This window comes from Rhodopseudomonas sp. RCAM05734, assembly GCF_052658035.1.
Map to the genome: position 1 here is coordinate 5224080 of NZ_CP199742.1, position 15985 is coordinate 5240064.

11 protein-coding genes, 1 tRNA gene and 1 pseudogene are annotated in these 15985 nt (G+C 62.3%); 5 read left to right on the forward strand and 8 right to left on the reverse strand.

The window, feature by feature from the left end; genetic code table 11:
- Nucleotides 1–229 precede the first annotated feature (229 nt).
- A complete protein-coding gene (locus ACUXVA_RS24780) occupies nt 230–721 on the reverse strand; it encodes a hypothetical protein (protein ID WP_445488771.1) in 492 nt (163 codons plus the stop codon).
- Nucleotides 722–1097: 376 nt separating this feature from the next.
- Between ACUXVA_RS24780 and ACUXVA_RS24785 the strand changes: the two genes are divergently transcribed.
- Entirely contained in the window at nt 1098–3530 is a 2433-nt protein-coding gene (locus tag ACUXVA_RS24785; RefSeq protein ID WP_445488773.1) for a type IA DNA topoisomerase, read from the forward strand.
- A 311-nt stretch (nt 3531–3841) separates the two neighbouring features.
- Here ACUXVA_RS24785 and ACUXVA_RS24790 read toward each other — a convergent pair whose 3' ends face one another.
- The 3 genes from ACUXVA_RS24790 to ACUXVA_RS24800 all read right to left on the reverse strand — a co-directional run bounded on the left by ACUXVA_RS24790 (nt 3842) and on the right by ACUXVA_RS24800 (nt 8325).
- Nucleotides 3842–5440 (reverse strand): hypothetical protein, encoded by a 1599-nt coding sequence (locus ACUXVA_RS24790; protein ID WP_445488775.1) that lies wholly within the window; start codon nt 5438–5440, stop codon nt 3842–3844.
- Between the two features lie 180 nt (nt 5441–5620).
- Nucleotides 5621–8095 carry a TOTE conflict system archaeo-eukaryotic primase domain-containing protein gene (locus ACUXVA_RS24795; protein WP_445488776.1) on the reverse strand — a complete coding sequence of 825 codons (2475 nt, stop codon included), beginning with the start codon at nt 8093–8095 and terminating at the stop codon, nt 5621–5623.
- A gap of 153 nt (nt 8096–8248) precedes the next feature.
- Nucleotides 8249–8325, reverse strand: a tRNA-Arg gene (locus ACUXVA_RS24800).
- A 222-nt stretch (nt 8326–8547) separates the two neighbouring features.
- Here ACUXVA_RS24800 and ACUXVA_RS24805 point away from each other — a divergent pair.
- The gene (locus ACUXVA_RS24805) at nt 8548–9960 is read left to right on the forward strand and encodes a purine-cytosine permease family protein (RefSeq protein WP_445488778.1); all 1413 of its coding nucleotides are present in this window, start codon (nt 8548–8550) and stop codon (nt 9958–9960) included.
- 83 nt (nt 9961–10043) lie between these two features.
- Here ACUXVA_RS24805 and ACUXVA_RS24810 read toward each other — a convergent pair whose 3' ends face one another.
- A complete protein-coding gene (locus ACUXVA_RS24810; RefSeq protein ID WP_265083207.1) occupies nt 10044–10202 on the reverse strand; it encodes a hypothetical protein in 159 nt (52 codons plus the stop codon).
- A 160-nt stretch (nt 10203–10362) separates the two neighbouring features.
- Between ACUXVA_RS24810 and ACUXVA_RS24815 the strand changes: the two genes are divergently transcribed.
- Both ACUXVA_RS24815 and ACUXVA_RS24820 read left to right on the forward strand, forming a co-directional pair.
- A complete protein-coding gene (locus tag ACUXVA_RS24815) occupies nt 10363–10581 on the forward strand; it encodes a hypothetical protein (RefSeq protein ID WP_445488780.1) in 219 nt (72 codons plus the stop codon).
- A 164-nt stretch (nt 10582–10745) separates the two neighbouring features.
- Nucleotides 10746–11015 carry a hypothetical protein gene (locus tag ACUXVA_RS24820; protein WP_265083205.1) on the forward strand — a complete coding sequence of 90 codons (270 nt, stop codon included), beginning with the start codon at nt 10746–10748 and terminating at the stop codon, nt 11013–11015.
- Here ACUXVA_RS24820 and ACUXVA_RS24825 read toward each other — a convergent pair.
- Nucleotides 10984–11235: a hypothetical protein gene (locus ACUXVA_RS24825; protein ID WP_445488782.1), complete on the reverse strand. Its 252-nt coding sequence runs from the start codon at nt 11233–11235 to the stop codon at nt 10984–10986. The genes ACUXVA_RS24820 and ACUXVA_RS24825 overlap by 32 nt on opposite strands.
- A gap of 549 nt (nt 11236–11784) precedes the next feature.
- Nucleotides 11785–12246, reverse strand: coding sequence for a hypothetical protein (locus ACUXVA_RS24830; protein WP_265083203.1), 462 nt, complete (start codon nt 12244–12246; stop codon nt 11785–11787).
- 515 nt (nt 12247–12761) lie between these two features.
- Here ACUXVA_RS24830 and ACUXVA_RS24835 point away from each other — a divergent pair.
- Nucleotides 12762–13115 (forward strand): GrlR family regulatory protein, encoded by a 354-nt coding sequence (locus ACUXVA_RS24835; protein WP_265083202.1) that lies wholly within the window; start codon nt 12762–12764, stop codon nt 13113–13115.
- A gap of 62 nt (nt 13116–13177) precedes the next feature.
- On the opposite strand, the pseudogene ACUXVA_RS24840 reads toward ACUXVA_RS24835, so the two are convergent.
- Nucleotides 13178–15860 (reverse strand): annotated as a pseudogene (locus tag ACUXVA_RS24840) (PAS domain S-box protein).
- Nucleotides 15861–15985: the final 125 nt, after the last annotated feature.

The following is a 15985-nucleotide window of genomic DNA, read 5'->3' on the forward strand; positions in this document are numbered from 1 at the left end:
TCGCGAACGGCGGCGACTCGTGCCGGCGAAAAGCCGCAGTGGCCGATCTCTTTGAAATGACTCTCCGTTTTCGGATATGGTGCAGCTGACGGAAGCGCGAGTGACACGCGTCACTGCGTTTACCGCTCTTGGCAGCCAGGTTCTTGAACTGATTCATTAGATCGAGCTACCGAGCAACGATGCGTCATCAAAATTGCGTCAGAGCCCAACTTCGATGCTTATTCACAGCCTATGCGCTCGACGCTGGCAAGGCCGCTCGGCTCTGGGACGTTTCGCAGCAGCTTATTGCGAATTCGGGGAAATGATCGGCGGCGACATGTCGTACATCGATCGATTGGCTTTTAAAACTTAATGGTCGTCCGCATCCCGAACACCAAGGCATCCGGAACTGGCGATGTGCTGGCAGGACGCCGAAGCGGCCGTCATAACCTGCCCCCTGCAGCACCCCGCCCACAGGGTTTCCAAAAGGGTCACTGTAGTAGGAAAACGTGAATTGCAGTCCTGCTTGCTCCAATCGGGGGCGAAGCCCTCCCGGATCGGTCAGTTGACGCAGGGGTCCGACCAGCGAGGACTCCATAAACACGGGCGTGGACACCGCTGTTCCGGGCTTTGATGAGTCATTTTGCGCCAACGCAGCACCACTAGCAAATGCAGCAACGGCGGCGACAATCGCACGCCTCGCAATGGAAGCGATGCGCTCCGAACAGGCCATCTGAACCATCTCGGTGTCTCCATAAACCACTTGCGCGAGGACTGTTCCCCGTCAGCACCCGTGAGACAAATTGAGGGACTTCACGAAGGGAGGGTTTCTGGTTCATCCGCGCGGCGTGCGGCGTTAATCGGCGTGGAGTCCCACGCCCTGTTCGGAGGAGTCGGTGGTTGGCATGACAAATGCGTCAAGCTGAACAAACGGAATTGCTGGCTTCATCGGCTAGGGCGGCCGATCTTCCTGAAAGCATCACACCGCGTCCATCGATCAACATTCGCAAAAAAGTCGGAGCGCCCGACGTTTTACGAATACGAAAATTTGCCTCGACGCGATGTTCATGTTATGTTCTTTTGCCGCGAGACTGAGCCGTTCCTTCTGGTAAACCGCAATGCCTGCGCAGATCGTCATCACCGAGAAAACCAGCCAGGCAAAAGATGTCCGTGCCGCCGTTGGCTCACGCTACGGGGATATCCTTCCGGCCGAAGGCCATCTGTTCGACCTACTCGAACCCGAGGATGTTGTTCCGGAGTGGAAGCGGTGGTCAGCGATCCTTTTGCGGCCGGAAGGCCTTTACGACACTCGCCCAGCAGAGGGCGGCAACAAAGCCGCCAAGCTCAAAGCCATTCGCGAGGCCCTTCGTACCGCCAAGCGGGTTTGGCTCGCCACTGATTGCGACCGCGAAGGCCAGCTAATCGGCCAGGAAATTCTTGAGCATTACAAATATAGCGGCGAAGTCCTGCGGGTGCTGTTTACTGCGCAGGACTCGCAGACCATCCGCGATGCATTCGGCCGGGCAAAGCCAAATGCCGAATACGCCCGCCTTTACGCCGCTGCCGTCGCGCGCCGGCAGGCCGACCAAATCTACAACTTGTCACTCACCCGGACTGCAACCGTCATCCTGGGTCGTGGCACGCGGAGAGTGATCGGCGTCGGCCGGGTGAAGACGCCGACCTTGGCCATTGTGTGCAAGCGCGAGTTGGAGATCCGGAACTTCGTGCCCCTCGCCTATTTTGAAGTTGTAGCCACAGCGAAAGTGGAGGGAGGCCGATTTCAGATGCGGCACGCGCCGCAGGATCGGATCGTTCGACGCGAGATTGCCGAAGAAGTCGTCAAAGCAGCCGAAGGCTTCGAGGGCGCGCTCGCTGTGCGTGTCGAAGATAAGCGACAGGGACCGCCCAAGTTGCACGATTTGCCGTCGCTGCAGAAACTCTGCGGCTCTCGCTTCGGCTGGTCCGCCAGCAAGACGCTTGAGGTGGCGCAGGAGCTCTATGATGGCCAGGGCAAGAAGATCATCACTTACCCGCGCGCCGAGGTGCGCTATTTGCCGGCGAGCTTGATTTCGGACGTGCCGCGGATCGTGGCCGGCCTGCGGGTGGGCCAATCGTTCAGCACGATCCCCATGCCCGAGCCGCCAGTCATCCGCAAGGGTGCGAGCGGCAACTTCTACGACAAGGGGCTGGAAGGCGCGAGCCATCACGCCGTCATTCCCAACGTCAACGCGATCGAAAAACTGCCGGAGGTCTGGCCTCGTCTGTCGTCTGACGAGAAGAAACTGTTCGATGTCATCGCGCGGGCATATCTGGCCGCCCTGATGCCTGACTTTCGCTACCGGCAGACAACCGCAACGCTCGACGTGCGCCGCTTCGAATTCCGCGCTGCCGGTCGCCAGCCTATCGATCTCGGCTGGCGAGCCGCCTTCCCAGAGTGGCAACCCGCCGACGAAAAAGGCGATGAGGCGCAATTGCTGCCGCCGCTGCGTAACGGCGAGACCGCACAACTGCAGGACCCCAAAATTGAGGACAAGGAGACCCGACCGCCACCGCGTTACAACGAAGGCACTCTGATCGAGGCCATGCAAAATGCCTGGCGCTTTGTTGAGGATGAGATTCTGCGGGACCGCCTGAAGGAAGCTAAGGGCATTGGCACGCCGGCGACCCGGGCTGAGATCATCGGCGGCCTGAAGAAGCAGGGTTTTCTGATTGCCCAGGGAAAGCACATCGTGCCGACCGAGGCCGGCCTATCGCTGTTCGGTGTTCTCAAACAGGCCGATCCGGCGCTAGTCGATCCGGGCGTGACTGCACAACTCGAATGCCTGCTCGACGATGTCGTCGTCGGCAAGCAGGAGATGGTCGGCGCAATCGACGCCGTGTGTGATGTCGCCCAACGCATCATCGGCAAGCTCATGGAAGGCGCCGCCGTCGGAGGGCCTCCCTTGCTTGGCGCCTCAATAGACAACGGTGCTGCAGCATATCCACCCACGCCTGCGATGAGGCGCTTTGCCGACAGCCTCGCCCGGCAAAACGGCATCAAACCTCCGCCCGGCTACAAGACGTCGATATCGATCTGCGGTGCGTTTCTCAAGCAGCAAGCCCCCAAGAAAGCCGACGGAAAAGCGCTCGGGAAGGCAGAACCGAAATCGATCAGTCCGGCACAGTTTTTGTACGCAACGAAGATCGCGCTCGGGAAAGGCGTCGTCATTCCCGACGAGGCCAAGGCCAATTCGGCTGCCATGGCGGCGTGGATCGGCTCGAACAAAGGCACGAAGCGCCGCAAGAGCGGTCGCAAGACCGCCTCCAGACCGCCGGGATCGACTGCGCCTCAATCGACAGCACCGAGAAAATTAGCCCGAAAACGAAAGGCTGATGCTGCCGCCGGCGCATCAATGCCCACCCAACCATATCCGGCGGCAGGGACGCCGCTGCGGATTCCTTATGGCAACAAGGATCTCGCTCTGAAGCTTGGCGCCCGGTATGGCTCGACGGGATGGTATGCCCCGCCTGGAGTTGATCTCTCTGCATTTGGCGAGCGGGGCTGGCTGTAGCGCTCGGCCGCTTCTGATGGTGACCCCCAGAGGAAATTCTATCGCCCCAGTTTGCATTGACAGTACAGGGACAACTTTGCGTCCCCGGCGTATCCCCAGCGCAAATTGAGACACACGTCGTGCAGCCAAATACGTCAGAGATAGCTTAGTTAGTTAGTCTATTTTGACACCATTCAGAATAGCAATTCTGAACTCTTATGTCATTGACATAGCAATATAATTTTTGGCGACCGATTTCATTGGGAGCCCCGCCTCACTGCCAAATCCCCGAATTCGGCGAAAAGGCAGCGCAAAACGCGTCTGCGGCTCTTTCACATCGGCCCAGCGCTCCTGAGCACCGCGATCGTCCGCAATGCGATATCGCGCATCAACCCGATCTCGGTCATGTCCCGTCCATCGGCGAGCGCTTTTGCGACGATCGCGAGCTCGCGCCAGCATAGGTCGGCCTCCGGTGGAGCCTCGCGCATCCATAGGGCCGTGCGCAAAACAATGTGAGCCCATTTATCACGATGTCGGGCGATGACGCTCTGCAATAGATAAGTAACAAGTTTGGCACGATCACCGCCGCGGGCGCGCTCCACCGCTTGAGCGACCAGCGGGTCGTCCTCGAACCAGGATTCTGCGACGGCCTCTAGCTCGGCAAGTTCGTTGCTCATCCGAAGCACCGATCCGAGCGTGGCGGGCTCACACATCGCCTTGGGGACCTCGGCGAACAGCCCGGCGAGCGTTTCACCAAAGGCCATACGCGCGGGCTGCCAATCGGCACCGCCGATAGTTTCGGCGACTTGGAGCAGGCCGAACGGCGGCGCTTCCCGTTTCTCGATAGTGAGCGCCAGTTCGTGCGCAACGATGCGATCGAGATATGATCGGGATACGGCAAGTGTTGGGGTATCCATCCCGGCGGCGGCGAGACTCATCTCGATCTGGCGGCGCGATTCCGGCTCGCCGCTCCAGGCATCCGCAATCCCGCCTTTGGTCAGGACCGACGATATCCGCTTTTTCCGTCCGGCCGGGGATATCAGCAGGAATCCCTGCGCTGTGGCACCATCGACGGCGGTGGCGACGATTGCCTCGATGCTGCCAGCGCCCCATGGCGCGCAATCGATCCCAGCCGCCCGCGCCTTGCGGATGACCGCGTCGACTTCGGCTCGCTCGTTCTCTGGTCGCCAATTGCGCATTGCGATCAGCCGCCGAACCTCTGTCGGCGTCAGCGAGGCAGCGACCTGTGCAAGCGCGCCGGCAACCGCCCGGCGCACAGTCGAATTTGGGTCGAGCAGGAACAGAACCGCGGCGCCACGCGCTTCGGGGATGCCGGCAAGCGCCAAGCCCACGGCAAAGGCGCTGCGGGTTTCCGTCGGCATGGCATGACCGCTTTCGATCAGCGAGCCCATGGCCAGAAACGGATCGCCGTCGCAGGCTTCGAGGATGCCGGCGAGAGCCGCGTGGACGTTGGTCGGAAGCGGACCGCCCTCGTCCGGGTAGACGGGCTGCCTTGCCGACGCCGCCGCAAGCTCAGGCGATGCCGAGATTTTCGACTGGTGCAGGGCTCCTCCCACAAAGGCAAACATACGGCCGTCGACGTTTCCAGCCTCGACCTGCGCGACGACGTCGGCCTGAAAATCCGCGATCAGTTTGGCTGCGTCCACGTAGCCGCGATCGGTGCGATAACGCAGATGCTCGAGCAGCCGCTGCAGCAGAACCAGATAACCGATCGCAAGCGGCTCATCCCGGCCGGCAGGGGGCATGTGGCGAGCCGCGCCCGTGAAGGCGGCAAAGATTTCGCGTGGAGAGCTTTCGCAATACCGATCGAAGGCATCATTGAATGGGGGCGGTCGACCCTTGGCGATCGCCTGCGCAATCCGTCTCGCATACTCATCCGTCGGCGAGGATTTTGGCTGGGTTCGGCTCATCGAGGCGCCTCCGCGAATCATTGGCAATGATAGCCGGGAGTTGGTTTCGCTCCTTTCAGATCTGGCGATATCCACTCACAAAATCGGCGCCCTTGGCGTCGGACAGGCTGAAAAGGAATTGCCCTGCTTGGCGGCCTCCTGTAATTCCGCCCGAGCTCTTCTAACTATTTGGTCGCCTGGCTATCGCGTAGCGAGTGCGCTCGATGTTACCACCTGATCGGAAAACAGATCGCGCGCACCCAATATCTTGTATCCAATTGACTGATAGCCAATGCGGCGTTTCGCAGCCATACGGGCCAGAACCGGCACTCTCATGTCGACATAATCATATATGATCACCTCGCGCTTGGCGTCGTTGAGACGATGCAGCCGGCCGGCGTACTGGGCAAGCGTGCCTTTCCATGCAATCGGCATGGTAAGAAAAAGGGTATCGAGGCGAGAATCATCGAAACCCTCGCCGAGGTAGCGTCCGGTCGCGACTATGACACGTTCCTCGCCTTGAGGAATTGCTGCGAGCCGCGCGGCGCTGTCGCGCCGCTGCTTCTCGCTTTGCCCACCGCGCAATACGACCACATGCCTAGCAAAACGCTCAAGACGCTTTGCGATGGTCTCCAAATGGGCGGTGCGCTCAGTTATCACGACGGGGGAGCGGCCCGCCTCAAGAGCACACAAGACGTCATCGAATATCAGATCATTGCGCACTTCATCATCAACCAACTCCTTGAAAACATCCTGAATGGAAGGAGCAGGGGTCCCCAATGTGGCTTGAAGTTGGAAGCTGGTATCCCGGATCCGCACCACGTGATCGAATGGGCGCTTGGCTGCCTCGGTTCGTGCATCCACGCGATGGCGAACGGGACCACATTGCATAACGATGATCGGGTGATGTCCGTCTTTTCGCGTAACCGTTGCTGACAGACCGAGAATGTAGCGAGCCTTGCTGCGGCGCGCGACCAGTTCAAAGCTTACCGCCGACAAATGGTGGCATTCGTCGACTACGAGATGCCCATAATTGCCGACGATATCGTCGACTTCTCCCTTGCGAACCAGGCTCTGGATCAGGGCGACGTCAACCTGACCTTTCGGCTTGCGACGACCGCCGCCGATCATGCCGATCGCGTCACGCGGCATAGCTGAGAACGCTGTGAGCCTCTCGATCCATTGATCCATCAGCTGACGGCGGTGAACGAGCATCAATGTATTGCGTCCGCGCTCGGCCATCATCCGGATGGCTAGGATCGTCTTACCTAACGCCGTCGTTGCCGCGAGCACGCCGGTGTCATGCGGCAACAGGGCTGTGATCGCGGCTTCCTGATCGGAGCGTAATGCGCCAGTGAAGGCAAATGGGATCGGCGCACCGATAGCGCGGCAATCTTCGATCGTTACTGCAATTCCAACTGACACGAGGAGATCGCGGACGGCGTCGAAGCAGCCGCGAGGTAAAGCAATGTGACGGCTGGTCAACTCTGCGCAGGAGATGATCCGAGGCTTGTCATGGGTCGATCGTCGCATTGCTTGTGCAGCGTAGAATTCTGGGTTCTGGAACGCCGCGAGACGAATAAGGCGCGCGGTCAAGGGTGGCGGTAGCGCGTGACGCAGGATGTAAATCTGGTCGGCCTGCACGATGGTGATCGCGCTTGGCAGTGGCTCGCTTATTGCTGGCGTTGGTTGTCGGCGCGATGGTGGGGCAAGCCACGGTTCTTCGTCTTCGTCGACAAGAGGAATACGTACGCCGAGAATTTTTCCAGATGCACTCGCTTCCTCGACCAGATGATCCACCCTCGATCGCGCGATAGGTTCAATCGCTGACAGGAAGGCCCATTGATCCAGATATGGCGAACAAGACTCGTCGATGAACACGCTGTTGCCAGCACTTCGCGCGAGTCCCTGAAGCGGCAAGGCAATCAAATTACCGAAGCCACCCGCAGGCATTGTATCTTGGCTCGGGAAAAACCGATCGTAGGATCCGAATCCGATATCGGGGACACGTTCCATCGTGTCGGTGATTAGGAAGGCCCCGAGACGGCGCGCTGACGCCGCCGGTATCGGTTCCTCGAAAAAAATCCAAGCGTGAGCACCGTTTCCGGATCGCGACCGCTCGACGGCAACAGGAATTTTGTGGCGCTGACAGGTCTCCCTGAACGCGAAGACATCTCTTCGCCATTCCCCTTCGTCGAAATCCGCGGCCAGGAACGAACAGGTATTATCCGCAAGCATCGGATAGACACCCATAACGAACGGGACGCCATTCGTGTCAGTCCCGCGTAGATGGCGATCGATCGACACTTCATCTACGGCCCGGAATGCCTGATTTGGACATGCCGAACATTTGACTTTTGGTTTTTCGCAAATCCCACGCTGCCACTCATTTGCACAGGCAGGTGCGTACCCGCTGCGCCCCGTCGTGCGATTCTCCCAACGGATGGGGAAGACATCTGAGCGGCCGCGGAAAAGCCGGCGAAACAGAGCAATCTTGTTTTCGATTGTCGAATTCCGGTCGATGGGATCGCCGGCTTTTGCCGAAGGGACCGCTTTGATGGCCGCGGCCTCTTCACTCAGCACCGATCGCAGGGTGTTAATCTCGGCTAAGATCTCCGCGCGCTCGCGTTCCAGCGCCGTGAGCCGCACCACGAGTTCGGTGATTCTGGCGTCCATTTGAGTCATCGTGAAGGTTGGCTTGCGCCAATATTATCCAATATCAGCTTGACGCAATTTTGCTTCGCCGGATAGCCCGCGCAAGAAGGGGGCCGATCACAATCGGCCGATCCAAGTCCCGAGTTCGCAGTTTTATTCTGAATGGTGGCAATTTGGCGCACTCGGAGCGATTCGAACGCCCGACCCTCGGAATCGAAATCCGATGCTCTATCCAGCTGAGCTACGAGTGCAGTGGCCGCACCATAGCTGCGAAAGCGGCGAAAGCCAGCCCCCGCGGCGGCGTGAACATCCGGTGCCCGCGGGTTCTCCACGGCGCCGGACCTAATGCCCAAGCGCGCTGGCTCCGCACGCGGTTCCCAGGCAACCGGCTTTCATGCCGGACGCGCCGCCCCGTGGCATGCCTCCTGCATAAATTACCCCGGGTCCATCGCTGCAACGATACGGGGGGTATCATGACGAATTCCGAATTCCGGGCCGATGATCACAGCATCGCGCCAATTCCCGACGCTGACCGGGACTCCACCGGGCCGCAGCAGATGTGGATCTGGGCGGGGGCCAATATCGCGCCGGTGAACTGGGCGCTGGGCGCGCTCGGCATCATCCTCAAGCTCGGCCTGATGGAGACCATCGCGGTCATCGTCATCGGCAACCTGTTCGGCTGCGCCATCTTCGCCGCCTTCACCGTGATGGGCCACAAGACCGGGGTCAACCAGATGGTGCTGGCCCGCTCGGCCTTCGGCCGCCGCGGCGCCTATCTGCCCAGCCTGCTGATGTTCCTGATGACTTTGTGCTGGATCGGCGTGAACACCTACTTCCCGGTCAAGATCTCCATGGCCATCCTCACCCCGTTCGGCGTCCCCGACAACGGCATCGCCACCTTCATCGTCACCACGCTGGTGATGGTGGTGCAGATGTGGATCGGCATCTACGGCTTCTACGCCATCCGCACCTTCGAGAAGTATACGGTGCCGGTGACGGTCGCCATCATGGTGCTAATGAGCGTGCTGGCCTGGAGCCAGGCCGGCGTCGTCAACTGGGGCCTGAAGAGCTCGCTGCCGCCGGGCGCCCATCTCGCTATGCTGTCGCTGCTGATGACCGCGGTCGGCGTCGGCTGGGGCATTTCCTGGGTCACCTGGGCGTCGGACTATTCGCGCTTCGTGCCGCGCAGCGTCTCGTCGAAAGAAGTGTTCTGGTACAGCTATATCGGCATGTTCGTGCCGAGCGTGTGGCTGGCCATCCTCGGTGCCACCATTGCATCGGTGACGCTCGACGCCGATCCCGCCAAGATGGTCTCTGCGGTGTTCGGCGGCTTCGCGGCGATCCTGGTGTTGCTGATGGTGCTGCACGGCCCGATCGCCAGCAACATTCTGAACGTCTATTCGGCGGCGCTGGCAGCGCTCAGCATGGGCCTGAAACTGTCACGCACAATGCTGGCGCTGATCGTCGGTATCGCCGGCTATCTGGTGACCATCTACTTCATCCTTGCACCGGACTTCGCCAAGGCATTCGACAATTGGATGATCAGCCTGCTGATGTGGATGAGCCCCTATGCCGGCGTCATCCTCACCGACTTCTACATCAAGCGCAAAGGCGTCATCGACGTGCCCGCGCTTTACGCCTCGCCGGAGACCAGCATCTATGGCGACATCAACTGGAACGGCATGATCGCCTTCGTCGCAGGCCTGGTCTGCGGCTGGCTGTTCCAGGACGGTCTGGTGCCGGCGCTGCAGGGGCCGATCTCCATCAATCTGCTCGGCGGTGCCGATCTGAGTTGGCTGGCCGGCATCGGCGTCGCCGGCGGCACCTATCTGCTGCTCGACAAGCGGACCGCGCCCGCGCCGATCGCCGTCACCGCCGGCGAATAACGCGGGCGGATCGCACACACAAAGGTCGCCGGCATCAGAAATGCCGGCGTCCTTCGAATGAGAAAGGGTTGGGCCGGAGCTGGCTATTCCACGCGGCTGAGCAACTCCCGCGATGCCAGCTTGACGTAGTCACGCTGCAGCGCCTCGTAGTATTCGCGCGCATCCGGGCAGCTCTCCTGCTCCGCCATGGTGCGGTACTTCTCGGCCTCTTCACGATAAAGCTCGGACTTGTCGGTGGTCATGGCATTCGCCTCCACCAGGAAAACCTCTCAGCGGCCGAAACGTTCGCTTTCCCGCGCGCGAGATATCTCGGGTTCCCCGGGGAACAGGGACCGGCGCTGATGCGTTTGCCTGAACGCGTGAGTTGCGGTGCGTGCGGACAACCGATCAGCGGGAGCGCCAATGAAGGATTTTTCCAACGCCTCCTTTTCCCCGGGCATGATCTCGGTCATGCAGCAGGCGCTTGACGGCGCGGTCGCGACGCTGCCGCAACCGGTCAGCTCCTCTCATGTGCAATCCATTGCCGAGTCGATCCTGCGCACCACCAAGGAAGGCGAGCGCGATCTGACCGCGCTACGGACCATCGCCCTGCTGGAATTGCAGATCGTCGATCGCAAGTAGCCCCCTGCGCGATCCCGGACGACATGTGCCGATCCCCGAACCTTACCGCGATTGAGGACACGTGGCCGGCGACGGTGGCGCGCAGCAAGCCCGACGAAAGTTGGTCTTGCTGCAGTGCAACCAGATGCATAAATGCGCGTTATCGCCTCATCACGGAGGTCGCCATGTCCTACGCACTGTTCTCCAATACCGTCCAGGTCAGCCAAGCCTTCCGCACCAAAGCGGAGGTGTGGAAACATGCCGCCGACAGCGGTCTGGTGATCGAGGTGTCTTCCGCCGAGGAAGATCCCCCGCGCCGCATTCTCGCCAAGGGCTATACTATCGACGCCTGCGCCCCGGATATCGCAGCCGGGCCGGCGGTCGGCGCGCTCAGCCTGGCGCCGATCATCACCGGCTGTTCGGTCAATCAGCCGTCGGCAGCCGCCGCATCGTGAATTCGATGGCACCGTCCGGCAATTCGCGCCAGCGCTCGACCTCGGTCATATAGGCCTGCCTGGGAAAACGATCGAAGAACGCCCGCGCGATCTGGCGGGCGTTTTCGCGCGAGTCCGTGAAGGTCTCCCGCAGGAAGCCATCTTCGGATGTCGGCGCGCGGCGTTGCCTGTCTCGCCGGCCGGCCATGCGTTCCGCCAGATCGCGCGGCGATTTCGGCATCGCGACTGCTCCACGAAAGATCGACCTTAGCTTGCCATGGCGGGCGTGCCGGTCAAGCCGCGGCAACAAGAAAGGGCGCCCCGTTGCCGGGGCGCCCTTTCCGTCTCGCTGAACCAAGGCGCTAAGGCGCCCTTTGCCAGGCTCATCACTGAGCGTTAGCGGGCGGCCTCAGCGAGGTGACAGCGCTTTGAGTGAAACACTGGATCACCTCCTTTCGTTGTTGATGGTCCCAACAGTATAGGAACGGTTTTCGCTTCTGTTAAGGGGCCATCGCGGCAGCGAGCCATGCATTCACGTCACGGAACCGGTCGGCCGACGAGCAGAACGCGAGCTGGATCCAACTCCCCAGAAGCGTGTCCCGGACGCAGCGCACTGCGCCTCCGTCAGGAGGCGTAGTGCGCTGCAGATCCGGGACCCGCCACAAACGATAGCGCCTGATACGGTCCCGGCTTTGCGGAGCGGCATAGCGGCGATGCAAGAGCATCGCCTGAGAATGCCGCACCGCGTCCGGGACAAGATTGGAACGCTTCAGTCTTGATGGCTCAGACTCTAGGTCATGCTGCCCGGCATGAAGCAACGGATGAGAATTCCGGTATCGCCCCGCATCGGCCAGACCATGGTGCGGCCCACGCGGTTGGGCGCGGTGATCACCGCTTCGTCGGGCACGTCCAGCCATTTGCCGTCGAGCCGCACGCGATAATGTCCGCCGCTGGACTCCCAGTCGACATCGCTGACCGCGCTGCCATCGGCATCGGAGCAGCACGGCCCCTTGCCTGATCGCAGACTGTCGAACCACGCCTTCAGATCCGGCGACGTGGCGGCGTACTGACCGTTGTCGCGCGCCATCACCGCATGCGACAACGGCAATGCTGCAGCGGCAAGTATCAGGACGCGTGCCGGCAATGATATCCGGCGACGTCTGCGGTGCCTGCCGCAGCGCGGTTGTTGGTATCTGGCTGCTTCGTCACGCAGACACGGCGCATCGGCGCCGGACATCATCCAGTCGCTCATTGCCTTGCTCCAGCTCCCGGCCAGTGCAACTATCGTCAAGAAACGTTATGCATTTCGCGGGCCATATTCCCGCGGCTTTTCGCGACGCTCACGCAAATCTCATCAGATCGTAAGAAGACGTCGGCAGCGACACCGACGCTGCAGGCAACGCAACACCTCACCCGCCATGCCGGCCAGGTTATTCCGCAGGGCGGTCACGACACACGCTGCACGCGGTCGAAATCACGCGCCGAAAGAGCTGTCAGCGATCGCCTGGACTGAGTCGATCGCGCCGCGGCTCTTGCGCCTGCCGCCCAAATCCGTCGGCGGACTGCTTCGATTACATCACAGCAGACTACGCGATTCCGGCCCAACCATGTCGCTACTCTTTGCGGTGCAGCGCAATTCAGCGTGATGAAAGCGCCCGCCCCCGCGCAACCTGCTGCCGGTGCGCGGGATTCGTTGACGCTGGTCCCCGGAATTTGGCATAAACACATTTGCGCGACTGGGGGACACGGTCGCGCCACCGGGACATTATGAAAAACGCATTGTATTCGATCCACGTCGATTTGCTCGATGGGCGCTCGGGCAAGGGTAGCGGTGTCGTGGTTTTTCGCGACGGCCAGATCCTCGGCGGCGACGCCTTCCTGTTCTATACCGGCAGCTATGTGATCAACGCCGAGGCCCGCACGCTCAAGGGCGAGATCACGGTCAAGCAGCACACGCCGAGCCCGGCCATGAGCCCGCTGTTCGGCGGCCCGCAGCCGGTCGGCATCGGCGTCACCGGCACCTACGACGACAAGTCCGCGGTGATGAACGGCACCGCGCTGGTCGGCAAGCACAGCCAGATTTTTCGCGCGACGCTGCGCTGGCTGGCCGATACCGAATGACTCTCCGCCGGTGAACCGGTCGCGACGCGGGCGCCCCAACCCTGCCCGCAACAGGCGCAGCGCTATTCCGCGACCACATCGGGCGGCGCCACCCGCGGCAGGATGATCTGGATCCGGGTGCCGTTGCCGGGATCGGAATGCAGGTTGAGCCGGCCGCCGAGGCGATTGGTGACGATGCTGTAGACGATATGCAGGCCGAGCCCGGTGCCGCCCTGGTCGCGGCGGGTGGTGAAGAACGGATCGAAGGCGCGGCGGCGCACCTCCGGCGTCATGCCGACGCCGTTGTCGGCGAACAGGATCTCCACATGGTCGGCGCCGGACTCCTGGATCCGGACCTCTACCTTGCCGCCCCCGCCGCTGGGAAAGGCATGCGCCACCGCATTGAGAAACAGGTTGGTCAGCACCTGGCCGTAAGGGCCGGGATAGGAGTTCATGATCAGGTTGGGCCGGCAATCCACCGACAGCGCCAGGTTCTGCGACCGCAGCCCCGGCTTCAGGCTCATCACCACCTGCTCGGTGAGATCTGCGAGGTCGAACTCGCGCTGGTCGGAATAGTTGCGGTCGGCCGCCACCTGCTTGAACGACTGGATCAATTCGGCCGCGCGGTTGAGATTGCCGACCAGCCGCGACGCGGCATCGCGGTTGGATCTCGATGAAGTCCATCAGGCTGGAGCGGCGCAGCTCGCCGCGCGCCACCTCCTCCGCGAACGTGGCGATCTTGCGCTCCAGCGACGACGCCACCGTGAGGCTGATGCCGACGGGATTGTTGACCTCATGGGCGACGCCGGCAACGAGGCGGCCGAGAGCCGCCAGCTTCTCCGCCTCGATCAGCGAGTTCTGCGTCTCGCGCAGATTGCGCAGCGCTGCCTCGGCGGCGTCCTTGGCCTTGCGCATCTCCTGTTCGCTGCGCTTGCGCTCGCCGATGTCCAGCGCCACCGTGACGATATTCTCGATCTTGCCGTCGGGCGACAGCAGCGGCTGCTTGTTGACCAGCCACTGCCGCATGGCGCCGGCCGCGTCCTGATATTCCTCCTCGTAGAAACCGAGGCCCTCCCCCGAGGCCAGCACGCGCTTGTCGGGGTCGCTGGTCTTGGCCGAGCCGTAGCGTGACATCAGTTCGCCGGTGGTGCGGCCCAGCGCCTCGTCCGGCTCGATGCCGAAGATGCCCGCCATGTAGCGATTCATCAGCACGTAGCGCAGCCGCTTGTCCTTGACGTTGATGACGGCCGGCACGGTGTCGATGACCTGCTGCAGCAGCCGGCGGCCTTCCTGCACCGCGGCCTCGGCACGCTTCTGGTTGGTGATGTCGCGCACGGTGCCCTCGTAGCGGACCACCGCGCCGGTCTCGTCGCGGACCGCGGTGGCGCTGTCGGAGAGCCAGAGGATCGTGTGTTGCCGCTGCCGCACCTGGTATTCGAACTCGCGCACCATGCCGTCGCGCTCCATCCGCATCTGGTATTCGGCGCGCGCGGCGGGATCGACATAGATGGAGCCGGCAATGTCGAGAGTGGCCCGGATCAATTGCTCCGGCGACTCGTAGCCCATCATCCGCGCCAGTGCCGGATTGGCATTCAGCAGCGCGCCCGCTGGAGTGGTCACATAGATGCCGTCGACGGAGCCTTCGAACAGCTTGCGGTAGCTCTCCTCGGCCAGGCGCTGTTCGGCCAGCGCGTGCACCGCCGCCTCGCGCGCGGCGTCGGCGTCCACCAGGGTCCGGCGGAACACTTCCGCGGCACGGGCGATGTCGCCAATTTCGTTGTCGATCTCGGTGGCGGGGATCGAAATATGCTGGGCGCCGCCTTCCAGCGCGCGCATGGCCCGGGCGATGGCCTTCAGCGGCCGCACCGTGCGGCGCACCACGAACAGGGCCGCCAGCAGCCCGACCAGGACGCCGGCACTGCCCAGCGCGATGCTCTGCCACTTCGCCTCGGTCAGGGTGCGCGCAAAGTCCCGCGACAGCACGCGCCCGCGCCGCGCGCTGAGTTCGCGCAGCAGTTCGGTGACGCGTCCGATCAGCCGACCCTCGGTGCCCAGCACCTCCTTGTCGAGATCGCTGATCTCGCTCTCGGTCCCGGCAATCGCAACGATGGCATCGGCATAGTCGTCGGCGGCGGTGCGCAGCGCGGGGTCGCCGATGGGCAGCGCGCGCATCCGCTGCGCCGCCTGCTCGGCGCCGAGCGGATCGCGCGCCAGCAAGGCGGAGCTGACCTCGTTCTGCCCCCTGAACAGGCTGCGGGCGGTGCCCCGGTCGGGCATCTCGCCGATCGCCGCCTCGAATTTCTCGCGCAGCGGCGCCAGCGTGCTGACCAGGCTGGCACGGCGGGCAATCAGCGCCGAAACCCGCTCAATCCCCTCCCGATAGCTGGCCAGCCTTGCGGCGACGCCGTCGATCATCTCGCGCTGCTCGGGCGCCAGCTCGATCCGGGTCTTCTTCAGCAGCTCGCCCAGCGTCGCGGCGGCTTGCGACACCCGCTCCGGACGGGCGTCGGGATCGGTGACGAAATCCCGCGCCGCCAGCCGCAGCCCGTTCATGCGACGGTCGATTTCCTCGGCGAGATCGCCCAGCGACTGCAGCCGCTGCAATTCCCCGAAGGTGTTGTCGATATGGCGGATCGCGACCACGCTGCCGATGCTCGTCACCAGGATGACCGCCAGCACCAGCAGAAACCCGCTGAAAGTCAGCTGGCCGATCGTAAGCGAGGACGAGCGGACCCGCCGAAAAAACGCCGCGACTGCAGAAAGCATGATGGGTACGACCGGCTCCAAACCGCGGCAATATAAGCCGAGTTTGGCCTGCGGGGGAACGGCCAAGCGTCGTCATGGCAGCTTGCGGGCGGCCCTTGCCTGACTATGATCGCCGGCCAAGAGGC